The following is a 24,081-nucleotide window of genomic DNA, read 5'->3' as shown; positions in this document are numbered from 1 at the left end:
GAGTGAGCCGCACCGTACTGGTGGCAGTGTGCTGGGGAACGGGCGCGCTCGGCGGGTTCGTCGGCAGCCTCCTGAGGGAACGGACTGCTCTGGCGGCCGTCCGGAAGGCAGTGCAAGAAGAGGGAAGGGAGGTACCCCCTTCATGGGGCGCAGGCTCGTACCGCTCACGCTGGACAATCTTCAGGACCTTCCCACGCGCTGTCGCGCGTGTGTCTTCTGGGAGCTGGATCCCGTCAGCGGCGAAGCCGCGGTGAAGGCGGGGACCTCCGCACTGGAGAAGGAAGCCTGGATCTCGGCCGTGCTGCTCGACTGGGGCTCGTGCGGCCGGGTCGTCTACGTGGACGATGTGCCCGTGGGGTTCGTCCTCTACGCTCCTCCCGCCTACGTGCCGCGCTCCATGGCATTCCCCACCAGCCCGGTCTCTCCGGACGCGGTGCAGTTGATGACCAGCTTCGTCATGCCGGGCTACCAGGGACAGGGACTGGGGCGCGTCATGGTTCAGACGGTCGCCAAGGACCTGCTGCGGCGCGGATTCAAAGCCATCGAGGCCTTCGGCGACGCGCGCTGGACGGAGCCCGCCTGCCTGTTGCCGGCCGAGCATCTGCTGGCCGTGGGCTTCAAGACGGTCCGGCCTCACCCGAACTACCCGCGGTTGCGTCTGGAGTTGCGGTCGACCCTGTCCTGGAAGGAAGACGTGGAGATGGCCATCGACCGGCTCCTGGGTGCCGTCCAGAAGGAACCGGCCCTGCGGCCGCTCTGAGGGAGCGGAACGCCGAATGGGCCGGCCCCTGAGGGCCGGCCCATTCGTGTTTCACGTGAAACGTCACTCGGCGATGAAGTCCTCGAGGTCGCGGACGATCGCAGCCTTCGGCTTCGCACCGACGATGGTCTTGGCGACCTCGCCGTTCTGGTAGACGTTCAGCGTCGGGATCGACATGACGCCGTACCTGGCGGCGGTACCCGGGTTCTCGTCGATGTTCAGCTTGACGATCTCGATCTTGTCGCCGTACTCGGCGGCGATCGCCTCCAGGGACGGAGCGATCTGACGGCAGGGGCCGCACCAGGCGGCCCAGAAGTCCACCAGGACAGGCTTGTCGCTCTTGAGGACGTCCTGCTCGAAGGATGCGTCGGTCACGTTCTTCAGGGTGCCGGCCACAGAGGGCTCCTTAACTGGTTCGTGCGGTGGGGTGGAGGGAGAGAGTGATCAGACGGTGGTCTTGTCGGGCTCGGCCTGCTGTTCGGTGTCCGAAAGGGCCGCGAGGAAGCGCTCGGCGTCGAGAGCGGCGGAGCAGCCGGTGCCGGCCGCCGTGATGGCCTGGCGGTAGGTGTGGTCGACCACATCACCCGCGGCGAAGACGCCGGTCAGGTTGGTGCGGGTGGACGGGGAGTCGACCTTCAGGTAGCCCTCCTCGTCCAGGTCCAGCTGACCCTTGAACAGCTCGGTGCGCGGGTCGTGGCCGATCGCGATGAACAGGCCGGTGACCGCCAGGTCCGAGAGCTCGCCCGTCTTGAGGTTGCGCAGCTTCAGACTGGAGAGCTTCTGGTCACCCTGGATCTCGGCCACCTCGCTGTCCCAGACGAACCTGATCTTCGGGTCGGCGAAGGCACGCTCCTGCATCGCCTTCGAGGCGCGCAGGGTGTCCCGGCGGTGGACGATCGTCACGGACTTGGCGAACCGCGAGAGGAAGGTGGCCTCCTCCATCGCGGTGTCACCGCCACCGATCACAGCGATGTCCTGGTCCCTGAAGAAGAAGCCGTCACAGGTGGCGCACCAGGAGACGCCGCGTCCGGAGAGCGCGTCCTCGTTCGGCAGACCGAGCTTGCGGTGCTGCGAGCCGGTGGCGACGATGACGGCCTTCGCCCGGTGCACCGTGCCCGTCGTGTCGGTGACGGTCTTGACGTCGCCGGTGAGGTCGACGGAGACGATGTCGTCCGGGATCAGCTCGGCACCGAAGCGCTCGGCCTGGGCGCGCATGTTGTCCATGAGTTCGGGGCCCATGATGCCGTCACGGAAGCCGGGGAAGTTCTCGACTTCGGTGGTGTTCATCAGGGCACCGCCCGCAGTGACGGCTCCTTCGAACACGAGCGGCTTCAGCGATGCGCGCGCAGTGTAGAGCCCCGCCGTGTATCCGGCAGGCCCGGAGCCGATGATGATCACGTTACGGACGTCGCTCACGGCTTGATTCCTCGTCTCTGGACTGTGTCGTACGGTCCGGCGGGAGCCTCACTCACAGCTCTCACCCCACCCAACGGATCCTACGGGCCTCGCATTCCCGGCGGGCCGGGGCACGCGCGGCGCGAAGCCTACGCCACACCGCGGGGAACGCTGAACGATCGCACGTGCTCAGGAACGTGGATAGGAGCGCGACAGCAGGATGCCGACCGGAGCCGAGGGGTGCTGGACACAGGAGGCGTCGACGACATAGGCCGCTACCCGGGTGGCATCGCCGGATGCGTCGGGCAGCACGACGAGGTAGGCGTCCCTGCCGCTGTAGACGCCTTTCCGGGCGGCGAGTGCGTCGTCGTCCCGGCCCAGGCCGATCCGGACACAGGGGGGAAGCGAGACGGCGGGCCGGTCCTTCAGGACGTTCGGCCCGTCCGTGCCCGGCGCGGAGCCCGCGCCGAAGGTGTGCGGGGTGCGGCTGGCGCCCGGTGACCGGCCGGCCTGGCCGAGCAGATCCCCGACCTGCGTGCCGAGGGTGTCCTCGGAGAACGCGTCCACTGTGGCGGAGGGCCTGCGGTGAGCGCTGGTGCCGGAGTCCTCGCCGTCGCCCTGCACGGACGCCAGCACGACGGACACCATGCCGAGGACGACGACGGTGAGCGCGGACCCGAGGACGGCGATCCGGCGGCGCCCGCGCCACGGGCGGCCCTTGCGGCCAGGGCCCGTGTCGGCGGGCCGGGTGTGCCCTGCGCGGCGGGTGCTCGATGTTTCACGTGAAACGCGGCTGCCGTCCGCCTCCCGAGCCGCGCCCCTCTGCGCCGCCCCGCCTGTGCCCGGGGCGGCCTCCGTGTCCTCAGGCCCCTCTCCGGGATCGGACTCGTCCCAGGAGGCGCCGGCGAGGGCCGGCGTGCTCCCGGGCTCGGGCTCCGTGGCGTTCAGCAGCGCTTGTGCCGCCAGGGCCGCGTCGATACGGCCCGCGACGTCCGCGGGCATGCGCGGCGCGTCCGGCATCGACCCCAGCGCAGCCCGTATCTCCTCCAGGGAGGCGTGGACGTCCGCACACAGCTCGCAACCGTCCAGGTGCCGTGTCACGTCCGCGGCGCGCGGGGCGGACAGCAGGCCTTCGGTGAGGTCGGAGATCTCCTCGACGTCCGGATGTCCGGCCGCGTCTGCCGTCGATGTCATGCTCGTCCACCTCCGCCCTTCACAGCAGCTGAGTCGCTCGGCCCCGGGTCCTGTGGATCCGTGTCCAGAGGTTTCGCTGCCGGTGGGACGGACGCCGCCCGCGTCCGGTTCCCTGACGGCTCCGGTTCCGTCCGGGCACCGGCGCGTGCGGGCCGCAGATGGGTGAGCAATGGCAGCAGCCGGGCTCTGCCCCGGGCGCAGCGGCTCTTTACCGTCCCGATCGGCACCTCGAGGATGCGGGCGGCCTCGGCGACGGGATAGCCCTGCATGTCGACCAGGACGAGTGCCGCCCGCTGGTCCGCGGGGAGCGTGCCCAGCGCCTCGACGAGCTGCCGGTGCACGTCGTTCCGCTCGGCCGGCGCGGAGGCCGCCTCGTGCGGCTCCAGCAGCTGCTCGAGACGCTCGGGATCGTCCATGGGCGCGGTCTTGCGTGAAGCGGCCTTACGGGCCCGGTCCAGGCAGGCGTTCACCGTGATGCGGTGCAGCCACGTGGTGACGGCCGACTGCCCGCGGAAGGTGTGGGCGGCGCGGTAGGCGGAGACGAACGCGTCCTGCACCGCGTCGGCGGCCTCCTCACGGTCGCCCAGCGTGCGCAGGGCGACGGCCCAGAGGCGGTCACGGTGCCGCCGCACGAGTTCCCCGAAGGCGTCGGGATCGCCTTCGACGTGCCGGGTGAGCAGATCGTGATCGTTCGCACCGTCGTGCCCGCCGCCTTCCGTCATCGGGCCCCTCCCCCTCCGCGAGCCGTCAGCCCATGAACTTCAGGTCGGTGATGGCCTGCTTGTAGCCGGAGCCGCTGAAGCCGTCACTCGGCGCCATCGGCACATCGGTGATCCACAGCAGCACGTACTGCGTCTTCACCGGCTTGTCCGCCTTCACGGTGAGAGAGGTTCCGCTGGTCTGGGCGGTTCCGATCTCCTTCATCCCGTCGATCCCGGTCGAGGGAGCCAGGGAGTCCGTGGCGTACAGGTGGATGGTGGTGTGATCTCCCGGGTACCTCAGCTGTATCGACGCCGTCGAGACCTCCTGGGCCGAGCCCAGGTCGTAGACGATGCCCACACCCGGCTTGTAGGGCGCCAGCTTCGGCCCTGCGTTGTAGCGCTTGGTCCGCCAGTACGTGGAGCTGCTGCCGTCGTAGGTCTTGGCTACGTCCTCGGGTGCCTGGGCCTCACCGCTGGCGACGTACTCCTGCGCCCCCTGGATCGCGAACGGCTTGACCGGCTCCGGCAGCTTGGCGTTGTCGTTGCCGTCCGTCGTCTGTGTCTGGTCGTCGCTGTTGGACCTGCTGCCCCGGTCCATCAGGGCCTCCGCGAGCTGCCAGCTGCCCAGACCGAGGGCGGCGATGAGAAGGGCGGAGACGGCCCACTTGAGGGCCTTGCCGGTGCGGCTCTGCAGTGGGGGCGGCGGAGTGGGCGCCGACCGGGAGGCGCCGGGGTGCGGCGCCGGGCGGCCGTACGCGCCCTGTTGATAGGTCGTGCGCTGGTACTCGGGCGGGGCGGTGAAGTCGGGCTCCGGCGGGCGGATCCGCGGCATCTCGCCGATCGCCTTCACCAGTTCCTCCGGCGTGGTGCAGGCGGACTCGTGGCGGGAGGCAGTGGCGCCGTCGTTCACCAGGGCACGCATGGCTAGCTCGGACAGACCGCGGTGGACGCCGGCACGCACCTGGTCGGGGGCGATGAGACCGATGTCCTTGGGCAGGCCGGACAGGCCGTACGCGTCGCTCTCGTACGGCCAGCGCTGGGTGAGCGCCGCGTAGAGGAGGGCACCGATCGCCTCGGTGTCGGTGCGCTGCGGGGTGTCGGAGCTGACACCCCGCAGCGCGGCGTTCACGGCGAGGCCGCGGATGCGCCACTGACCGGTGGAGGTACGCAGGACGGCGTTGGGGTTCAGGCGGAGATGGGCGAGTCCCTCGCGGTGGGCCGCGGCCATGGCGGAGGAGATCTGGCTGACCAACTGGTAGGCGTCGTGAGGTTCCAGCGGCCCTGCGGACAGGAGCGTGGTCAGTTCGATCGCGTCGGGGAGCCATTCGTGGACGACGTAGACGAGGTCGTTCTCCTCGACGGCGTCGAGCACCTGGACGAAACGCGGATCGCCCAGCAGGGCGGAGGACCGGGCCGCGGCCAGCACGGGGCGGGCCCGCGCGTGGTCCGCCGGCAGGATGTGGACGCCTACGGCCCGCCGCAGTTTCTCGTCCACCGCACGCCAGCTGCTGAATCCGTCCAGACGGGTGACGCACTCCTCCAGGCGGTAGCGTCCGGCGAGCTTGTGGCCGCTGTGCAGTTCGGGTGTTGAGGCCTTCCTTCCGGGAACCGTGATTCCGTCGCTCCCCTGTGCCTCGTCGTTGTCCGTGTCCCGTTCCCGCTTCTGGGCCACCCCGTCGCCCGTGGACAGGTCCGCCTTGGCGGTCAGCGACTCCTCGCCGCTGTTCTCTGCCACGTCGACGGCAGCCGTGCTCCGTTCCGCCACCGCCGCTCCTGCCTCCCCATCCGTTGCGCGCTGTCCGACGCCGAAACCAATTGTGCCCACAGTCCGCTGCTATGCACGACACACGGGTGCGGACGATGGTTGTGCGCGTACCCCTGCCTCAGCGCCCCAGGCGCCCTCTGACCGTGCCCACGAGCGAGTTGAGTTCCTCGATGCGCATGCGGCGGGCGGCGACGAAGAAGACGCCGAACAGGACGGCGCCTCCGGCCAGAAGCGCGGCGAACGAGCCGAGGACGCCCTGGCCGAGGGTGTGGCCGATGCCGTAGCAGGCCGCGCCGCTGAGGAGGGCGGCCGGCACCGAGGCGATGCAGAGCCGCGCGTACGTCCGGAGCACGTGCGAGCCGTCGAGGTCGCCGCCGAGCCGCTTGCGCAGCCGGTTCCAGGCGACGCCCACTCCAATGGCGTAGGCGAGGCCGTACGAGGCAGCCATGCCCACGACGGCCCAACGGGCCGGCAGGAGGAAGTAGCACAGGGCCGAGGCGCCCGCGTTGACGGCGGCCACGATGACCGTGTTGTAGAAGGGCGTCCGGGTGTCCTCGTAGGCGTAGAACGCGCGCAGGACGACGTACTGCACGGAGTACGGGATGAGACCGAGGCCGAACGCCATCAGCATGTAGCCCATGTTGGTGGCGGCCGCAGTGCCGGAGGATCCGAAGATCAGGGTGCACATCGGGATACCGAGGGCGACGAAGCCGAAGGCGATGGGCACGATGGCGACCGCCGTCGTCCGCAGTCCCTGCGAGATGTCGTCGCGTACGGCGCCGCCGTCGCCCTCGGCGGCCGAGCGTGAGATCCGGGGCAGCAGGGCCGCCATCAGGGAAACCGTGATGATCGCCTGCGGCAGGCCCCAGATCAGTTGGGCGTTGGCGTAGGCGCTGAAGCCCGTGCCGGGGATGCTCGTGTCCGTCACCGCGCCGGTCGCCAACTGGGTGACGACGAGAGCACCCGCCTGGTTGGCGAGGACGAAGAGAACCGTCCACTTGGCGAGCACGGCCGCTCTGCCGAGCCCGTGGCCCTTCCAGTCGAAACGCAGACGGAGCTTGAATCCTGTCTCGCGCAGGTAGGGGATCATCGCGAGGGCCTGCACGACGAGACCGAGGAGCACTCCGATCCCCAGCAGGCGCTGTCCCTCCGGCGGGATGTTCGTGACGCTCATGTGGCTGTCGGCAGCGGTGCCGTAGACCCACAGGAACGCCGCCAGCGTCACGATGATGACGATGTTGTTCAGGACCGGCGTCCACATCATCGCGCCGAACTTGCCGCGTGCGTTGAGGATCTGGCCCATCACCACGTGGATGCCCATGAAGAAGATCGTGGGCAGGAAGTACCGGGTGAGGGTGATGCCCACCTCGTTGGCCGCCGGATCGCTGGCGACCGGGTTGGACAGGATCCGGACCAGCACGGGCGCAGCCAGCATGGCCAGAGCGGTGAGTACGCCCAGCGCGACGACGACCAGGGTCAGCAGCCGGTTGGCAAAGGCCTCGCCCCCGTCGTCGTCCTCCTTCATGGCACGGACGAGCTGCGGCACGAAGACGGAGTTGAGGCCGCCTCCGACGGTGAGGATGTAGATCATCGTAGGCAGCTGGTAGGCGACCTGGAAGGTGTCCCCCAGGAGAGCCGTGCCCAGCGCTGCAACGATCATGGCAGAGCGGATGAACCCCGTGAGACGGGAGACCATCGTGCCGGCGGCCATCACGGCGCTCGACTTCAGCAGACCCGACGCCCGCCCGCTCTTCTTCGTGGCCGGCGCGGGCGGGGCAGCGGCTGCCGGGGCGACCGTGCCGGTCGCGGCCCCCGGCCCCGCCGCGTACGGCCCCGCCGGTCCCTGGCCGGCGGCCGGGGCCGGTGAGGGGCCGGGTACCGGCGACGGTGTCTCCGCGGCCGGGCGTCCACCGGCCTGCCGGGGGTCCTGGAAGCTGTGCTGCGGTGTGTGGAAGCCATCCTGCGGCTCCTGGAGACCGCCCTGCTGCGCCGCGTGCACGCCGCCCTGGGCAGGGCTCTGGAAGCCACCCTGCTGCTGGTCCCGGAAGAGGTGCGCGAAGGCGTCCGGCTCGTGGTGCTCCTCACCGGCGTGGGAGACCAGGTCGTCGACGCCCACGAACTGGGTGTTCCGGGGGTCCTCGCCGTGCGGCAGGTACTGGGTGGGGCCCGACGGCTCCGGCGCCGGGGTCTGGGCCCACACCCGGGGGTCGGGGGCGTGCGGAGACTGCGGCGGTCGGCCGTACAGCGGCTGCTGGGGCTGGGACGTGCCCGGCGGCGGGGGGTGCGCGGCGCGGTCGTACAGCGCCTCCCCGACCGGGTCCTGGGCGGAGAGGTCCTGCGCCCGGTACGGGTCCTCGGCATAGGAGTCCTGGAGGTACCTGTCCGTCGGCGGCTGCGGCGGCACCCGGCCGGGCTCGGGCGGCGGGGTCTCGGGGTGGCCCGAGCCGCCCACGGCCCCGCCACGGTCACCGTCGTACGGCGCGTTCATGGTTACCCCACCTCATCGTCCCGGGCCCACCGGCCACGACAAACTCAACGGTCCACCTTCTCACCCGCGCCGGACGGGTCACCGTTTCCCGCTGCGGTGTCCGGCGTGGGGTCACTCGCCTGCTCCGGGGTGTCCGGTCCGGGTCCGGGGCCGGCTTTCCCCTCGTGGCGGTCCGCACCGCCCTCGGCGTTTCCAGGCCCTTGGGCGCCTTCGGCCACCGCCCCGGCGGCATCCTCCGCGTCGGGACCGCCCTCCGCGTCGTCGCGGCCCGCCGCGCGTTTGCGCTGGGTGTACATGCGGAAGCCGGCGAGGACGAGCAGCAGGACTCCGCCGCCGATGACCAGCATCACGGTGGCCGTGATCTCGGTCACCTTCACGTCGAAGGCGACGGGCCCGCCGTACTCCTGGCCGTCCTGCGTGTACAGCTGGGCCACCACCGTCACGCGCCCGTTGGCATTCGCCGACGTGTTGAACTTCACCGACTGGCTGTGACCGCCGGCGACCGTCACCGGCCGTTCGTCGAACGCCTTGCCGCCGATCTTGAGGCGCGTGGGGTTGGTCGAGGTCAGCCGCAGGACCAGATGATCCACGCCCTGCACCAGGTTGTTCTGCACCGTCACCGGGATGGTGGCACTGCGTCCGGAGAGCTTCGTCTCCGACTTGTCGATCAGCTTGACCTGTCGGGTGAGGTCGTCGAGGTGTGTCTCCACGCCGTTGCGGAAGGCCTGCGCCCGAGTGGCCAGGCCCCGCCACGACGTGGACATCTCGCGGTTCATGGCCCGTCCGAACGGAGTGACCACCCGGGACTCGTCGGTCAGGACCACCTTGAAGTTGTCGACCTTGTCCTGCGTGCGGGCGATGGCTTGGAAGGCGGGACGGGTCAGCTCCCGCTTGCGCAGCGAGGAGGGGTACTTCGACGCCGGCGGGATCTTCGTGGTGGCACCCGCGTCGGGCTTGGCACTGGCCGCCGCGGTCAGTCCCTGGGCCTCGGACCACGTGCTCTGCTGCAGGACACGCAGGGCCTGCGCCATCGTCTGGGCCTGGCTCGTCGTCGGCATGCGCTGCGGGGCGACGACGACGCTGCGCTGCTTGCCCGTCTGCAGGCCGAGCGCGAGGCTGTGGGCGAGGAACCGCTGCACGGCGAGCGTGGTGGCGCCGGCCCGGGTCAGGTCGCCTTCGAACGCCGTCGACAGCTGGGCGTCCGCGACGACCGCCGTGGTACCGCCACCGATGGGGCGGGACGCGGAGGGCGTGTAGGTCAGGCCGTCCGGCTCCTGGAGGCTGTCGCTGCGCGCGATCACCTTGTCGGCGCCCGCGGAGGTGGCCACCTTGACGATCGACGGGTCGACGGCGCCGTTGACGGGCCAGGCGAAGTCGGTGCTCGGCGTCACGTGGAGCACGGTCTCCACCGTGCTGGCGGCGACATCGGTGGCGTCCTTGAGCTGGCTCAGCGAGCCGCTGACGCTCGTACCGCTGTGGGCGAGCGAGGCCAGGTCCGGGTCGGCGAAGGGCAGCGCCACGACCTCCTTGCCCGCCACCGCCTGCTGCAGCCTGGCCAGCCACTGCTTGGCAACGTCCTGGTGGGTGCCCGGCGTGGGGTCACCGGCGCTGGTCCGCACCTGGTAGTTCCGCGTCATGGCGTCGACCGAGGCCAACAGGTCCGGATCGATCACCCAGGTGACGTCGAGGTCCTGGCCGAGCGACAGCATCTGCTCCAGACGGCCGCCCGGAGCGATCTCCTTGGCCAGGTCGTCGTTGCGGAAGACGGGCGTCTGCTGCTCGCCGGGGCCCGTTTCCGCGGTCATGTGGACGGTGGACACGAGCGGCCAGAGATACGTCGTCCTGGTCTTCGGGTCCGCTTCTTCGGGCTGCCACGGCAGGAACGTGTGCTGGATGCCCAGGACGTCGTCCCAGGGCTGGGCCGCCGTCCGGCCGGACAGTGCAACGGACAGCCCGTACACCCCGTCGGCGCCGAGGTCCAGCTTGTCGACCGGTACGGACAGGCTGAAGTGCTCGGCGACACCCGGCGCCAGCCTGGCGAACTTCTGGACGTACGGGCTGCCGAGCTCCGGGCCGTCCGTCCCCGGGGTGTACCCAGTGCGCCGGGTGACCGTGTCGATGGCCGAGCGGGTGTTCAGCGCTGAGCTCACCCGCAGGCCCACATGGGCACCGGTGACCGCCTGCTTGCCGTTGTTCGTCACCGTGCCGGAGACGGTCAGGGTGTCCCCGTCCGAGGGAGCGCTGGGGCTGAGTGAGTCCACGGAGACGGCGACGGTGCGCGAGCCGGATGCGGCCCGAGCGGCGTCCTGGCCCGTGGCCTGCGCGGACGGCGCAGCCGGCAGCTGGAGCAGGCCGGCGAGCAGCGGCGCGCCGGCGAGCAGTGCTCCGGTACGCCGCAGCCAGCGGCGGGCAGGTGAGGGACTGGTCCCCTGGAAGTCTGCCGCCTCGGCCACGCGCTCGCCCGTCCCTCGTCGTCGTCAGTGGTCTCGGAATGTGCGTCCAGGCATGGTAACGATGTGCGCCGAGGGGAAGTGCCGCGGAGGCACCCTCAAGATCGCGCGGCACCGGCGGAGCGCCGGAATGAGCGGACATCCAGGGACCTGTTCCCTACGTCACAGGTTCTGCCCGTGCGTCCCTGCTGGGGAGGGGTGTTCCGGTCCTTCCGGACAGCCGGTCCCGCCCCCTTCGCGACGGCGCGGCCGACGGCCGCGGCCACGTACCCTCTTTTGTTGTGCCGAACGCCAACGAAGACACTTCCACTGCCCTGAGCCAGGTACAGCAGCGCGCGGTGAGCGAGCTGCTGCGGGTGGCCCCCGTCGCCGACGACCTCGCGCGCCGCTTCCAGGACGCCGGGTTCTCGCTCGCCCTGGTCGGCGGCTCGGTCCGGGACGCGCTGCTCGGCCGGCTCGGCAACGACCTGGACTTCACCACCGATGCCCGCCCCGAGGACGTACTCCAGATCGTGCGCCCCTGGGCCGACGCGGTGTGGGAGGTCGGGATCGCCTTCGGCACGGTCGGGGCACAGAAGCAGGGCTACCAGATCGAGGTGACCACCTACCGGTCCGAGGCCTACGACCGCTCCTCGCGCAAACCGGAGGTGTCCTACGGCGACTCCATCGAGGAGGATCTCGTCCGGCGCGACTTCACCGTGAACGCGATGGCCGTGACTCTGCCGGAGAAGAGGTTCATCGACCCGCACGGCGGGCTGGAGGACCTCGCGGCCCGCGTGCTGCGCACCCCCGCCACTCCGGAGGAGTCGTTCTCCGATGATCCGCTGCGGATGATGCGGGCCGCGCGCTTCGCGGCCCAGCTCGGCTTCGAGGTGGCCCCCGAGGTCGTCGCCGCGATGAAGGAGATGGCGGGACGCGTCGACATCGTCTCGGCCGAGCGGGTCCGGGACGAACTGAACAAGCTGCTCCTCTCGTCCTGCCCGCGCAAGGGTCTGTCGCTGCTGGTCGACACCGGCCTCGCCGACCGGGTGCTGCCCGAGCTGCCCGCGCTCCGTCTGGAGAGCGACGAGCACCACCGCCACAAGGACGTCTACGAGCACACGCTGATCGTGCTGGAGCAGGCGATCGCCCTGGAGAAGGACGGCCCGGACCTCACCCTCCGTCTCGCCGCCCTGCTGCACGACATCGGCAAGCCGCGCACGCGCCGCTTCGAGAAGGACGGCCGGGTCTCGTTCCACCACCACGAGGTGGTCGGGGCGAAGATGACCAAGAAGCGGATGACGGCCCTGAAGTACTCCAACGAGCTCGTGAAGGACGTCTCCCGGCTGGTCGAGCTGCACCTGCGCTTCCACGGCTACGGCACCGGCGAGTGGACGGACTCCGCCGTTCGCCGCTACGTCCGTGATGCCGGCCCTTTGCTGAGCCGTCTGCACAAGCTGACCCGCTCGGACTGCACCACGCGCAACAAGCGCAAGGCCGCGGCCTTGTCCCGTGCCTATGACGGCCTGGAGGCGCGCATCGCGGAGCTGCAGGAAAAGGAGCAGCTCGACGCGATCCGTCCCGACCTGGGCGGTAACGAGATCATGCAGATTCTCGACGTCGGGCCCGGTCCAGTCGTCGGCCGTGCCTACCAGTACATGCTGGAACTCCGGCTGGAGAACGGCCCGATGGAACACGATGCCGCGGTGGCCGCGCTCAAGGAGTGGTGGGCTCAGCAGGGCTGAGGCCATGAGAAGGGCCGTGTTTCACGTGAAACACGACCCCCCGAAAACGCCGAGGGGCGATGTTTCACGTGAAACATCGCCCCTCGCCCTGGACGGGTGCGTTACTTGGTCTGCTTCAGGCAGAGCACCACGTCGTGGTTGTTGCCGGACTGGTAGTACGCGATCTCCGCGTCCTTCACAGCCTCACACTTGCTGTCGTCGCTGGTGTTGTCGAACTTCTGGACGACCTTGTACTGGGCCTCGCTGGACGAGCAGTCGACCTCGTTGAGGTCCGCGTTGGAGTCGGAGCCGTCGTTGTGCATGCAGGCGCCGACCGAGGTCGTCTCGGCGTCGGTCTCGCTGGCCCACCAGCCGATGCCGAACTTGATGACACCGATGATGACGGCGACGACGATCACGCCCAGGATGCGGAGCAACTTCTTCCCTCCGCGCTTGGCCGGCGCCGCCGGCGGAGGCACGGGTCCGCCCTGCTGCTGCGGGAAGGGCGCGTAGGGCTGCTGCGGGCCCCCCGGCTGACCGGGCTGCTGCTCCGCGGGCGCGGTGGGTGCTTGGGCGTACGGGTTCTGACCCTGGGGCGGCGGCGGAGTGGTCATTGGGGGTCCCCCTCGAACTTGGGCGCATGTGACGCGGACATGGCGCGAATAAGATGCACGTAAGTTATCGGTCCGCACTGACATCTCTCCAACCTCGGGGAGACTCTGTGTCATTGATGTGACACTGACTCGTACTCAAAGCGGGCCATAACGGTCGCAATCGCTGCGTAGAGCAACGCGATTGTGACCACCAGAGCCGCCGAACGACCATCGGGCGGCAGCACCAGCGCCGCGACCGACGCGGCGCCGACAAACGCGACGTTGAACAGCACGTCGTACACCGAGAAGATCCGGCCGCGGAAGCCGTCGTCGACCGAGGACTGCACGACCGTGTCCGTGGCGATCTTCGCGCCCTGGGTGACCAGGCCCAGGACGAAGACCGCGGCCAGCAGGGGCCCCGTGACGAACGGCAGGCCGAGGGCGGGCTCCAGGAGCGCTGCCGACGCGGCGCACACGACGATCCAGCGGGCCGGACCGAGCCGGCCCGCAGCCCAGGGCGTCACGGCGGCCGCGGCGAAGAATCCCGCTCCGGAGAACCCCAGCGCCAGCCCCAGCAGGCGCAGCCCGTCATCGGCGCTCGACGTCAGGCCGTACCGGCACAGCATCAGGACCATGACCGTCAGCGCGCCGTAGCAGAACCGCATCAGCGTCATCGAGACCAGCGCCCAGGCGGCCTCCCGGCGCGGTGGCGCCGCGAGGTGACGCACGCCCGCCACCAGATCGCGGGCCGTGCCCCTCAGCGCCGCGCCCAGCCTTGGCCGCACCAGCTCCTGAGCCGGGCCGAGCAGCTCCGGTGGCATGAGCAGCGACGCCAGGGCCGCGCCGAGGTACAGGGCGCCTGCCAGGAGAACCACCGCGGCATCGGAGTCGGCCCCCGCCAGGCGTATGGCGAACGCCAGACCACCCCCCGCGAAGGCGGACAGGGTCCCTGCGGTGGGCGACAGGGAGTTGGCGATCACCAGGCGGTCGGCGTCGACCACGCGCGGCAGTGCGGCGGACAGGCCGGCGAGGACGAGGCGGTTGATCCCGGTGACGCACAGCGCGGAGGCGTAGAACAGCCAGCCGGGGACGGCGGCGGCCATCAGCGCGCCCGTGAGCGTGGCCAGCAGCGCGCGGGCCAGGTTGCCGTAGAGGAACACCTGACGCCGCCGCCAGCGGTCCAGCAGGACGCCGGCGAAGGGACCGACGACGGAGTACGGAAGCAGCAGCACCGCCATCGCGGAGGCGATCGCGGCTGCGGAGGCCTGCCGCTCCGGGGAGAAGACGACGTAGGTGGCGAGCGCGACCTGGTAGACGCCGTCGGCGCCCTGGGAGAGGAGCCGTACGGAGAGCAGGCGCCGGAAGCCGCGGAAGCGGAGCAGGGCCCTCAGGTCGCGTGCGACGGACATGGGCCACAGCCTCACATACGGGAAGATCCCCGGGCGCGGCGCCTCGGGGATCTTCCACAGCCTGCGGAGCGGAGCGTCAGCGCTCGACCTCGCCGCGGATGAACTTCTCCACGTTCTCACGGGCCTCGTCGTCGAAGTACTGCACCGGCGGGGACTTCATGAAGTACGACGACGCCGACAGGATGGGGCCGCCGATGCCACGGTCCTTGGCGATCTTCGCGGCACGCAGAGCGTCGATGATGACGCCGGCGGAGTTCGGGGAGTCCCAGACCTCCAGCTTGTACTCCAGGTTCAGCGGGACGTCACCGAAGGCGCGGCCCTCGAGGCGGACGTAGGCCCACTTGCGGTCGTCGAGCCAGGCGACGTAGTCGGAAGGGCCGATGTGGACGTTCTTCTCACCGAGGTCCCGGTCGGGGATCTGGGAGGTGACGGCCTGCGTCTTGGAGATCTTCTTGGACTCCAGGCGCTCACGCTCGAGCATGTTCTTGAAGTCCATGTTGCCGCCGACGTTCAGCTGCATCGTGCGGTCCAGGACGACGCCCCGGTCCTCGAACAGCTTCGCCATGACGCGGTGCGTGATGGTGGCGCCGACCTGCGACTTGATGTCGTCGCCGACGATCGGGACACCCGCCTCGGTGAACTTGTCCGCCCACTCCTTGGTGCCGGCGATGAAGACCGGGAGGGCGTTGACGAAGGCGACCTTGGCGTCGATGGCGCACTGGGCGTAGTACTTCGCCGCGTCCTCGGAGCCCACGGGCAGGTAGCAGACGAGGACGTCGACCTGCTTGTCCTTCAGGACCTGGACGACGTCGACCGGCTCCTCGGCGGACTCCTCGATGGTGGCGCGGTAGTACTTGCCGAGACCGTCGAGGGTGTGGCCGCGCTGGACCGTCACACCGGTGCTCGGGACGTCGCAGATCTTGATGGTGTTGTTCTCGGAGGCGCCGATGGCGTCCGCGAGGTCGAGGCCGACCTTCTTCGCGTCGACGTCGAAGGCGGCGACGAACTCGACGTCCCGCACGTGGTAGTCGCCGAACTTCACGTGCATGAGGCCCGGGATCTTGGACGCCGGGTCGGCGTCCTTGTAGTACTCGACGCCCTGCACCAGCGACGCGGCGCAGTTGCCCACGCCGACGATGGCTACGCGAACCGAACCCATTCCGGTTGCTCCCTGTGTGTTCTCGGTGAAGCCCCGACGGGACCTCATGTGGCGGTGTCGTCGGGCGTATCCGGCCGGGACGTGTTCCCGGGCCGGGGCAGGCCGCCCGTCGTTCCCTTGGTGGTGTCCTGCTGAGCGGATCCGCCGGATGCGGGACCCTTCAGGTCCCGCCCGGCGCGCTCGCTCTCGATGAGCTCGTTCAGCCAGCGCACTTCGCGCTCCACGGACTCCATCCCGTGGCGCTGGAGCTCGAGGGTGTAGTCGTCGAGGCGCTCGCGGGTGCGCGCGAGGGAGGCGCTCATCTTCTCCAGGCGCTCCTCCAGCCGGCTGCGGCGGCCCTCGAGGACGCGCATGCGCACGTCCCGGGAGGTCTGCCCGAAGAAGGCGAAGCGTGCGGCGAAGTGCTCGTCGTCGTACGTGTCGGGGCCCGTCTGGGAGAGCAGCTTCTCGAAGTGCTCCTTACCCTCCGCCGTCAGCCGGTAGACGATCTTGGCCCGGCGCCCCGTGAGCGGGGCGGCGGCGGCTTCCTCGGCGGTGTTCCCCGGCTCCTCGATCAACCAGCCGTTTGCGAGCAGCGTCTTGAGGCAGGGGTAGAGCGTCCCGTAGCTGAACGCACGGAACACACCCAGTGACGTGTTGAGCCGTTTGCGCAGCTCATAGCCGTGCATCGGGGATTCGCGGAGCAGGCCGAGTACGGCGAACTCGAGGATCCCGGAACGCCGGCCCATCGTCGCCTCCTCTCTGCCGCGGACATGCCGTGACGGTGCTTATCTCGCGCCGATGTATCGACTCGATACATCACGACGATAGAACGGCCCTCCGGGCGGGACAAGAGGGGGGAGAGTGAACGGGATCACATCATCGATTCGTTGGAGGCAAGTTGCCTGATTTGGGGTGAACTTCGGGCCTCGGGGGGTTTTGACGGTGCGTAGTCTGTGCGCCATGCACACCGCCGGGAACCGAGTGACGCCCGGGGACGTCCTCGTCCTCGGTGCAGTACGGGTGAATGCGGGACCGACCGCATCCGTACTTCGGGGGGACCGGAAACCAGCCGCTGTTTCCAGGCGCGCAAGGGTGCGCCTGCCCGAGGAGTAATCGTTCGATGAGCGAGCACCGTCGCAAACCGCCGCAGCCGCAGGGAGGCGGACGTGCCGCGGCCCGACGCGGCCAGTCCGGTTCGTCCTCCGACCGCCGCGCGGCACCGCGAGGCGCCACCGGATCTCCTGCCGACTCCTATGGGCCCAGTTCCTATGGGTCGGTGTCGCCCGGCGCGGGGGGTGATGAGCACTCCTACGGCGGTCGGGCCGAGGCCCGCCGGGCCGCACAGAGAAACGGCGGCCGCCGCAGGGCGGCCGAGCCGGGACGACGTGGTGGCCCCGGCGGCCCGAACGGTCCCGGGCGCGGAAGGGGCCGCCCGGTGCCGCCCGCGCGGAAGGGCTTCGTCGACTATCCGCGGGCGGGCAGGTACGGAGCCGCGCGCTGGCTGCCGTCGTGGCGGCTGGTCACCGGCTCGTTCCTCACCTTGATCGGCGGGCTGATGGTCGCGGCCGGCATCGGGTACGCGATGGTCGGCATCCCGAAGGTCAACGAGACGGCCCTGGCCCAGAACAACGTCTTCTACTGGTCCAACGGCACTCAGATGGCGGCCACCGGTGGCCAGGCCAACCGCCAGATCGTGCCGCCGTCGGAGATCCCGAAGGACATGAAGAACGCGGTGGTCTCCGCGGAGAACGCGTCGTTCTACACGGACAAGGGCGTCGACCCGTCGGGTATCGCGCGTGCCTTCGTCAACATGGCCCGGGGCGGTGAGACGCAGGGTGGCTCGACCATCACCCAGCAGTTCGTGAAGAACACCTACCTGAGTCAGGAACAGACGGTCGCCCGCAAGTTCAAAGAGCTCTTCATCTCCATCAAGGTCAACTCGAAGATGTCGAAGGACGACATCCTCGCGGGCTACCTGAACACCGCCTACTACGGGCGCAACGCCTACGGCATCCAGGCCGCCGCCCAGGCCTACTTCGGCGTGGACGCCAAGAAGCTCACCACCGAGCAGTGCGCCTTCCTCGCGTCCGTCCTCAAGGGCCCGAACCTCTACAACCCCGACGGCGGTATCGGCGCGGCGGCCACCGAGGAGGCCAACACCCAGCGGGCCAAGGAGCGCTGGAACTGGATCCTGGGCCGCATGGTCGAGCTGGGGAAGCTGCCGGCGGCCGAGCGGCCCGACCCCAGCAAGTTCCCCAGGTTCAAGGCGCCCACCTCCTCCCTGTCCGGACAGACCGGCTACCTCGTGGACATCGCCAAGGAGTACGTGGCGAAGAAGACGGGTCTGACCCCCGAGCAGCTCGAGAAGGGCGGCTACCGGATCTACACGACCTTCGACAAGAAGAAGGTCCAGGAACTGGAGGCCGCGGTTCAGAAGACCAAGAAGAGCTTCCTCGACCCGAAGAAGCGTCCGGACCTGGACACGCACGTCCAGTTCGGCGCGGCCTCGGTGGACCCGACGTCGGGCGCGATCGTCGCGCTGTACGGCGGCGACGGCTACAACAAGGGGCACTACACCAACAACGCCAACACCTCGGGTGTCCCGGTCGGCTCGACCTGGAAGCCGTTCGTGCTGGCCGCCGCGATGAAGTACGGCACGTACGAGACCCGCCCCGAGCCGCTGTCCCCCATGGCCAGGTACAACGGCGACGACCTGGTCGTGATCCGGAACCAGAACGGTGACCCGATCATGGGCAACGACGGCAAGCCGTTCCGTCAGAAGAACGAGGGGACGACGAACTGGGGCATGGTCACCCTCAAGAAGGCCATGGAGCAGTCGATCAACACGCCGTTCGCCCAGCTGGGCATCGACGTCGGCCTGGAGAACACCAGGAGCCTGGCGCAGTCGGTCGGCATCCTCCCGGAGTCCTTCGACAAGGGGAACCTCCGCAATGTGTCCTTCTCGCTGGGTACGTCCACCCCGAGCGCCATCCGCATGGCGGACGCGTACGGCACCTTCGCCAGCTCGGGCACGCACTACGAGCCGTACTCGGTCACCGCGGTGAAGAAGGACGGCAGGGACCTGCCCGAGTTCTCGGCACCGAAGGGCGAGCGGGCGCTCGACGCGAACATCGCGAACAACGTCACGGACGTCCTGGAGAACGTGGTCGAGAACGGTACCGCGAAGAAGATCGCGGACATCGGCTTCCCGGCCGCCGGCAAGACGGGTACGACCGACAAGAACAAGTCGGCGTGGTTCGTCGGGTACACACGGGAGCTGTCCACGGCCGTCACCCTGTTCCGTACCGATCCCGCCAAGGCCGAGCTGCTGTCCATGAACGGCACCGGCGGCGTCCCGTCGATCCACGGTGGTGACATCCCGGCCCAGATCTGGAAGGACTACATGGCGGAGGCGACGAGGGGCGACGCGCACAAGCCTTTCCCGGATGCGGAGCCCATCGGCAAGGTCATCAACGACGCGCCGAGCCCGTCGGTGACTCCCACCCCGTCCGAGACCGTCGAGGAGAGCCCCTCGCCGAGCCCGTCGCCGAGTGTCACGCCCACCAGCCCGTCCCCGTCCCCGAGCAACAGCTGCGGCTTCTTCGGGTGCAACGTCAACGGCGGTAACGCCAACGGCGGCAACACGGGCGGCGGCGTGACCACGTCCCCGTCGCCGAGCGTGAGCGACGGCAACGGGACCAGAGGCAACGGTCCCGGAGGCGGTTTCTTCGGCGGCACAAGCAATTAGGGGCTGCCCAGCCGCCGAGCCGTTCGAGAGTGAAAGGGGCCGGGCCCTCGGAGGGATTCCGAGGGCCCGGCCCTTTCCGTCGCCGGACGCGCCTCACCGGGGGCCGCATGGCCCCCTCGGCAGAGGCCCCCGCTGGGGCCGGTGCCCGTTCGTGTCCGTGGTGTCCGGTCCGTCGGCTCCTGGGCGTTTCACGTGAAACAGGAACCGGTGAACCTGCCGGGTGACGCATGCCCCGCCGTGTTCCCTGGCGCGTACGGCAGGATGTGCGGCATGCCCAGTGCTGAATCGACGCAAGCGAGCGTGCACGAGCCCGGTCCGGTGCGGCCCTCCCAGGAGGACGAGGTCGCCGCCGCCGGCAGCGAGCTGATCGGCGGACCCGTCGGACGGCGTGCCCTGGTCGGGAGGTCCTGGTGGACGCCCGTGCGGGTCGTCGCGCTCGTGGCGATCGGCATGTTCGCCCTCGGCCTGGTCCAGAAAGCGCCCTGCTACGACGGCGCCTGGTTCTTCGGGGCCAGCTCCCAGTACACGAAGGCGTGCTACTCGGACATCCCCCACCTCTACCAGGGCCGCGGTTTCGCCGACGGGCTCCTGCCGTACTTCGACCGGCTCCCCGGCGACATGGACTTCCTCGAGTACCCGGTCCTCACGGGGCTGTTCATGGAGGTGGCCTCCTGGCTGACTCCCGGCAGCGGGAGCATCCAGGACCAGGAGCAGTGGTACTGGATGGTCAACGCCGGGATGCTCATGGGGTGCGCGGCCGTCATCGCCGTGTGCGTGACCCGTACGCACGCCCGCCGGCCCTGGGACGGCCTGCTGGTCGCCCTGGCGCCCGCCCTCGCGCTGACCGCCACCATCAACTGGGACCTGCTCGCCGTCGCCCTGACGGCCGCTGCGATGCTCATGTGGTCCCGGGGCCGGTCCCTCGCCTTCGGCGTCCTGCTGGGGCTCGCCACGGCCGCCAAGCTCTACCCGGTCCTGCTGCTCGGGCCGCTGCTCGTGCTGTGCTGGCGCACCGGCAAGTGGCGTGACTACGGAAAGGCACTGGGCGGCGCGGCCGTCGCCTGGCTGGTCGTGAACCTCCCCGTGATGCTGTTCGCCTTCGAGGGGTGGTCGAAGTTCTACCGCTTCAGCCAGGAGCGGGGCGTCGACTTCGGATCGTTCTGGCTGATCCTGGCGCAGAACTCCCGCCGGCCGCTGGGCACCGACACCGTCAACACCGTCGCCGCCCTGCTCATGCTGCTGTGCTGCGGCGGCCTCGCGGCACTGGCGCTGAGCGCCCGGCGTCGCCCGCGCTTCGCCCAGCTGGCCTTCCTGGTCGTGGCGGCCTTCGTCGTCACCAACAAGGTCTACTCGCCGCAGTACGTCCTGTGGCTGATCCCGCTGGCCGCACTGGCCCGGCCGAAGTGGCGGGACTTCCTTGTCTGGCAGGCGTGCGAGGTGGCGTACTTCCTGGGGATCTGGCTGTACCTGGCGTACACCACCAGCGGAGACGCCCACAAGGGCCTGCCGATGGACGGCTACCACTGGGCGATCGGTGTCCATCTGCTCGGCACGCTGTATCTGTGCGCGGTCGTCGTGCGCGACATCCTCGTGCCGGAGCGGGACGTGGTGCGCCGCGCGGGGGACGACGACCCCTCGGGCGGCGTGCTCGACGGGGCGGGCGACGTCTTCGTGCTGGGGGCGGCGGCCCGTCCGCCCCGTCACGCGGCCCACTGCGACGAGCCCGCCACGGGCTGGGACCGCCGCGACCCGTCGGCCCCCGACGGCCGTTCGCTCTGAGCGAACGACGTCCGAGCCACTACGCGAGAGGCCGTACCCGGAGTCTCCGGGTACGGCCTCTCGCGTGGCGCAGGGTCGCTCAGCGGTCCATGATGCGGTCGAACTGCGTGGTGGTGTGCCGCAGATGGGCCACCAGTTCGTCGCCGACCTTCGGTTCCGGGGCGTCCGAGGGCACGAAGAGGATCGACACCTGCATGTGCGGCGGCTCCGCGAACCAGCGCTGCTTGCCGCCCCAGACGAACGGGGACAGGTTGCGGTTGACCGTGGCGAGGCCGGCGCGTGCGACGCCCTTGGCGCGCGGCATGACGCCGTGCAGAGCCTTGGGGGCCTCCAGACCCACGCCGTGCGAGGTACCGCCCGCGACGACCACCAGGAAGCCGTCCGAGGCCGCCTTCTGCTGCCGGTAGCCGAAGCGGTCGCCCTTGGCGACGCGCGTGACGTCCAGGACGGCGCCGCGGTACTCGGTCGCCTCGTGGTCCCCCAGCCACAGCCGGGTGCCGATCCGGGCCCGGAAGCGGGTCTGCGGGAACTGCTGCTGCAGACGGGCCAGTTCGTCGGCCTTCAGGTGGCTGACGAACATGGTGTGCAGGGGCAGCCGGGCGGCACGCAGCCGGTCCATCCAGCCGATGACCTCCTCGACGGCGTCCGAGCCGTCGGCGCGGTCGAGCGGCAGGTGGATGGCGAAGCCCTCCAGGCGGACGTTCTCGATGGCGGCGTGCAGCTGGGGCAGCTCCTGCTCGGTGATGCCGTGCCGCTTCATCGAGGACATCACCTCGATGACGATGCGCGCTCCCACCAGGCCGTAGACACCGTCGACCGACGACACCGAGCGGACGACGCGGTCGGGCAGCGGCACGGGCTCCTCGCCTCGCCGGTACGGCGTCAGCACCAGCAGGTCCCCGCTGAACCAGTCCTTGATCCGCGCGGCCTCGTAGGTGGTGCCGACGGCGAGCATGTCGGAGCCCAGCCGGGTGGCCTCCTCCGCCAGTCGCTCGTGCCCGAAGCCGTAGCCGTTGCCCTTGCAGACCGGGACCAGACCCGGGAACTGCTCCTGCACGTGCTTGTGATGCGCCCGCCAGCGCGCGGTGTCGACGTAGAGCGTGAGCGCCATGGCCGGACCTGGGACCTTTCTCGTGGCTGCGGTGTAGCAGGGGGAAACGGAAACGGGGAACGGGGGAGACGGAGGAACGGGAAAACGGAGTGTCAGCGCCGCGACATGTAGATGTCGAGCGCCTTGTGGAGCAGCTTGTTCAACGGGAAGTCCCACTCCCCGAGGTACTCGGCCGCCTGCCCACCGGTGCCCACCTTGAACTGGATGAGACCGAAGAGGTGGTCGGACTCGTCGAGTGAGTCGGAGATGCCCCGCAGGTCGTACACGGTCGCGCCGAGCGCGTAGGCGTCCCGCAGCATCCGCCACTGCATGGCGTTCGACGGCCGCACCTCGCGGCCGATGTTGTCGGAGGCGCCGTAGGAGTACCAGACGTGGCCCCCGACGATCAGCATGGTCGCCGCGGCCAGGTTCACCCCGTTGTGGCGGGCGAAGTACAGCCGCATGCGGTTGGGGTCCTCGGAGTTGAGGGCCGTCCACATGCGCTGGAAGTACGACAGCGGGCGCGGGCGGAAGTGGTCGCGCACAGCGGTGATCTCGTACAGCCGCTGCCACTCCTCCAGGTCCTGGTAGCCGCCCTGGACCACCTCGACGCCGGCCTTCTCGGCCTTCTTGATGTTGCGGCGCCAGAGCTGGTTGAAGTTCTTGTGGACCTCTTCCAGGGAGCGGTTGGCGAGCGGCACCTGGAAGACGTACCGGGGCTGGACGTCGCCGAAGCCGGCGCCGCCGTCCTCGCCCTGCTGCCAGCCCATGCGGCGCAGCTTGTCGGAGACTTCGAAGGCGCGCGGCTCGATGAAGTCGGCCTCCAGGTCGCGCAGACGCTTCACGTCCGGGTCCTGGATGCCCCTCTTGATGGTGTCGGCGACCCAGCGCCGGATGACCACGGGCGGGCCCATCTTCACCGAGAAGGCGCCCTGCTGCTTCAGGTGGGCCAGCATCGGCTGGATCCAGTCGTCGAGATTCGGCGCGAACCAGTTGATGACCGGGCCCTCGGGCAGATAGGCCAAGTAGCGCTTGATCTTGGGAAGCTGACGGTAGAGGACGAGTCCGGCGCCGACGAGCTCGCCGGTCCGGTCGTCGAACCAGCCGAGGTTCTCCGAGCGCCACTCCGCTTTGACGTCCGCCCAGGCCGGCACCTGCATGTGACTGGCAGCGGGCAGGCTCTGGATGTAGGCCAGATGCTGCTCTCGACTGATGGTCCTCAGGGTCAGGCTCATTCGGGGCGCTCCTCGGGCTGGCGTGTCCCCATGGGTTCAGGGGTCCGGCTCTCGCGCCGAAGCCTACTGCTCCAGGGGAGCGGCCCGAATGACCGTACGGAACCTTCGCCCCGGCTCATGGGCTGCCGGGGTGTCGGATGCTGTCCTGTGCACGGCACGCCGCCCGCCTGGTCCGGCGGACGGGGGTCGTGATCTTGGAGGGGTGCGGGGCGTCAGCCGACCAGGCCGCCGTGCCACATGCCGAGGAAGAAGCCCACCGCCGAGGCACCGAGACCGAGGATCAGGCCGAAGCGCTCGCGTGTCGTCACCGACACCCACTGGCCGTAGGCGCCGGTGAGGATGCCCACCAGCCCGGTCCAGGAACTCAGCAGGTGCAGGGACTGGGACGACAGCGCCGTGACGAAGGACGTCACGCCCAGCACCAGGGCCACCACGAGCAGGGTGTCCTGGAGCGGGTGGCGCTTGCCGTCCGTGGCCATGAGACCGCTGCCCGCGGTGTTGGGTCGCAATGCCTGTGCCATGGGGCACCTCCTGCGAAAGGCGGCGCATCGTAGCGCCGTACACACCCGATGTGTCCAGGTTGACGGGTCCTGCCGCCTGATTTCAACCCGAAGCGGGGGTGCGGGTACT

At 69.8% G+C, this 24,081-nt stretch carries 18 protein-coding genes; 4 read left to right on the top strand and 14 right to left on the bottom strand.

Features of this window, described 5'->3' with window-relative positions; translation table 11 throughout:
• The first annotated feature begins 142 nt into the window (after positions 1-142).
• On the top strand, positions 143-760 hold the full coding sequence (locus ACWDNY_RS04630) for a GNAT family N-acetyltransferase (RefSeq protein ID WP_451644238.1): 618 nt from the start codon (positions 143-145) through the stop codon (positions 758-760).
• Between the two features lie 63 nt (positions 761-823).
• Here the strand turns inward: ACWDNY_RS04630 and trxA are convergent, their stop codons facing one another.
• The 7 genes from trxA to ACWDNY_RS04595 form a co-directional block, all read right to left on the bottom strand.
• Entirely contained in the window at positions 824-1,156 is a 333-nt protein-coding gene (gene trxA, locus ACWDNY_RS04625; RefSeq protein WP_451644237.1) for a thioredoxin, read from the bottom strand.
• A gap of 48 nt (positions 1,157-1,204) precedes the next feature.
• Positions 1,205-2,176: a thioredoxin-disulfide reductase gene (gene trxB / locus ACWDNY_RS04620; protein ID WP_451644236.1), complete on the bottom strand. Its 972-nt coding sequence runs from the start codon at positions 2,174-2,176 to the stop codon at positions 1,205-1,207.
• 168 nt (positions 2,177-2,344) lie between these two features.
• On the bottom strand, positions 2,345-3,349 hold the full coding sequence (locus ACWDNY_RS04615; RefSeq protein WP_451644235.1) for an anti-sigma factor family protein: 1,005 nt from the start codon (positions 3,347-3,349) through the stop codon (positions 2,345-2,347).
• A complete protein-coding gene (gene sigM / locus ACWDNY_RS04610; protein ID WP_451644234.1) occupies positions 3,346-4,071 on the bottom strand; it encodes an RNA polymerase sigma factor SigM in 726 nt (241 codons plus the stop codon). Before sigM ends, ACWDNY_RS04615 begins: the two co-directional genes overlap by 4 nt.
• A 25-nt stretch (positions 4,072-4,096) precedes the next feature.
• A complete protein-coding gene (locus ACWDNY_RS04605; protein ID WP_451644233.1) occupies positions 4,097-5,815 on the bottom strand; it encodes a serine/threonine protein kinase in 1,719 nt (572 codons plus the stop codon).
• Between the two features lie 118 nt (positions 5,816-5,933).
• Positions 5,934-8,303: a murein biosynthesis integral membrane protein MurJ gene (gene murJ / locus ACWDNY_RS04600; RefSeq protein WP_451644232.1), complete on the bottom strand. Its 2,370-nt coding sequence runs from the start codon at positions 8,301-8,303 to the stop codon at positions 5,934-5,936.
• Positions 8,304-8,347: 44 nt separating this feature from the next.
• A complete protein-coding gene (locus tag ACWDNY_RS04595; RefSeq protein ID WP_451644231.1) occupies positions 8,348-10,756 on the bottom strand; it encodes a DUF6049 family protein in 2,409 nt (802 codons plus the stop codon).
• Between the two features lie 278 nt (positions 10,757-11,034).
• Here ACWDNY_RS04595 and ACWDNY_RS04590 point away from each other — a divergent pair, with 278 nt between their 5' ends.
• Positions 11,035-12,477: a CCA tRNA nucleotidyltransferase gene (locus tag ACWDNY_RS04590; RefSeq protein WP_451644229.1), complete on the top strand. Its 1,443-nt coding sequence runs from the start codon at positions 11,035-11,037 to the stop codon at positions 12,475-12,477.
• 101 nt (positions 12,478-12,578) lie between these two features.
• Here the strand turns inward: ACWDNY_RS04590 and ACWDNY_RS04585 are convergent, their stop codons facing one another.
• From ACWDNY_RS04585 to ACWDNY_RS04570, 4 genes are all read right to left on the bottom strand, one after another.
• Complete coding sequence (locus ACWDNY_RS04585; RefSeq protein WP_451644228.1) at positions 12,579-13,070, bottom strand: LppU/SCO3897 family protein; 492 nt, start codon at positions 13,068-13,070, stop codon at positions 12,579-12,581.
• Between the two features lie 110 nt (positions 13,071-13,180).
• Complete coding sequence (locus ACWDNY_RS04580) at positions 13,181-14,458, bottom strand: MFS transporter (protein WP_451644227.1); 1,278 nt, start codon at positions 14,456-14,458, stop codon at positions 13,181-13,183.
• A gap of 76 nt (positions 14,459-14,534) precedes the next feature.
• On the bottom strand, positions 14,535-15,617 hold the full coding sequence (locus ACWDNY_RS04575; protein ID WP_451644226.1) for an inositol-3-phosphate synthase: 1,083 nt from the start codon (positions 15,615-15,617) through the stop codon (positions 14,535-14,537).
• 44 nt (positions 15,618-15,661) lie between these two features.
• Positions 15,662-16,345 (bottom strand): PadR family transcriptional regulator, encoded by a 684-nt coding sequence (locus ACWDNY_RS04570; RefSeq protein ID WP_451644225.1) that lies wholly within the window; start codon positions 16,343-16,345, stop codon positions 15,662-15,664.
• A gap of 374 nt (positions 16,346-16,719) precedes the next feature.
• Between ACWDNY_RS04570 and ACWDNY_RS04565 the strand changes: the two genes are divergently transcribed.
• A complete protein-coding gene (locus ACWDNY_RS04565; RefSeq protein WP_451644224.1) occupies positions 16,720-19,347 on the top strand; it encodes a transglycosylase domain-containing protein in 2,628 nt (875 codons plus the stop codon).
• 261 nt (positions 19,348-19,608) lie between these two features.
• On the top strand, positions 19,609-21,126 hold the full coding sequence (locus ACWDNY_RS04560; protein ID WP_451644308.1) for a glycosyltransferase family 87 protein: 1,518 nt from the start codon (positions 19,609-19,611) through the stop codon (positions 21,124-21,126).
• A gap of 79 nt (positions 21,127-21,205) precedes the next feature.
• Here the strand turns inward: ACWDNY_RS04560 and ACWDNY_RS04555 are convergent, their stop codons facing one another.
• The 3 genes from ACWDNY_RS04555 to ACWDNY_RS04545 form a co-directional block, all read right to left on the bottom strand.
• Positions 21,206-22,237 carry an alanine racemase gene (locus tag ACWDNY_RS04555; RefSeq protein WP_451644223.1) on the bottom strand — a complete coding sequence of 344 codons (1,032 nt, stop codon included), beginning with the start codon at positions 22,235-22,237 and terminating at the stop codon, positions 21,206-21,208.
• Between the two features lie 92 nt (positions 22,238-22,329).
• Positions 22,330-23,451 carry a peptidoglycan bridge formation glycyltransferase FemX gene (gene femX / locus ACWDNY_RS04550; protein ID WP_451644222.1) on the bottom strand — a complete coding sequence of 374 codons (1,122 nt, stop codon included), beginning with the start codon at positions 23,449-23,451 and terminating at the stop codon, positions 22,330-22,332.
• Positions 23,452-23,663: 212 nt separating this feature from the next.
• A complete protein-coding gene (locus tag ACWDNY_RS04545) occupies positions 23,664-23,972 on the bottom strand; it encodes a hypothetical protein (protein WP_451644221.1) in 309 nt (102 codons plus the stop codon).
• Positions 23,973-24,081: the final 109 nt, after the last annotated feature.

The sequence above is a fragment of the Streptomyces sp. NPDC003697 genome, assembly GCF_053587115.1.
Note: the sequence above shows the minus strand (reverse complement) of the source record. Positions and strands in the feature narration are given on the sequence as shown.

Coding starts and splice junctions, on each gene's coding strand:
- ACWDNY_RS04545 (WP_451644221.1), bottom strand. CDS start 23,972: ATGGCACAGGCATTGCGACCCAACACCGCGGGCAGCGGTCTCATGGCC.
- ACWDNY_RS04580 (WP_451644227.1), bottom strand. CDS start 14,458: ATGTCCGTCGCACGCGACCTGAGGGCCCTGCTCCGCTTCCGCGGCTTC.
- ACWDNY_RS04585 (WP_451644228.1), bottom strand. CDS start 13,070: ATGACCACTCCGCCGCCGCCCCAGGGTCAGAACCCGTACGCCCAAGCA.
- ACWDNY_RS04560 (WP_451644308.1), top strand. CDS start 19,609: ATGTGCGGCATGCCCAGTGCTGAATCGACGCAAGCGAGCGTGCACGAG.
- ACWDNY_RS04565 (WP_451644224.1), top strand. CDS start 16,720: ATGAGCGAGCACCGTCGCAAACCGCCGCAGCCGCAGGGAGGCGGACGT.
- ACWDNY_RS04575 (WP_451644226.1), bottom strand. CDS start 15,617: ATGGGTTCGGTTCGCGTAGCCATCGTCGGCGTGGGCAACTGCGCCGCG.
- femX (WP_451644222.1), bottom strand. CDS start 23,451: ATGAGCCTGACCCTGAGGACCATCAGTCGAGAGCAGCATCTGGCCTAC.
- murJ (WP_451644232.1), bottom strand. CDS start 8,303: ATGAACGCGCCGTACGACGGTGACCGTGGCGGGGCCGTGGGCGGCTCG.
- sigM (WP_451644234.1), bottom strand. CDS start 4,071: ATGACGGAAGGCGGCGGGCACGACGGTGCGAACGATCACGATCTGCTC.
- ACWDNY_RS04630 (WP_451644238.1), top strand. CDS start 143: ATGGGGCGCAGGCTCGTACCGCTCACGCTGGACAATCTTCAGGACCTT.
- ACWDNY_RS04570 (WP_451644225.1), bottom strand. CDS start 16,345: ATGGGCCGGCGTTCCGGGATCCTCGAGTTCGCCGTACTCGGCCTGCTC.
- ACWDNY_RS04615 (WP_451644235.1), bottom strand. CDS start 3,349: ATGACATCGACGGCAGACGCGGCCGGACATCCGGACGTCGAGGAGATC.
- ACWDNY_RS04555 (WP_451644223.1), bottom strand. CDS start 22,237: ATGGCGCTCACGCTCTACGTCGACACCGCGCGCTGGCGGGCGCATCAC.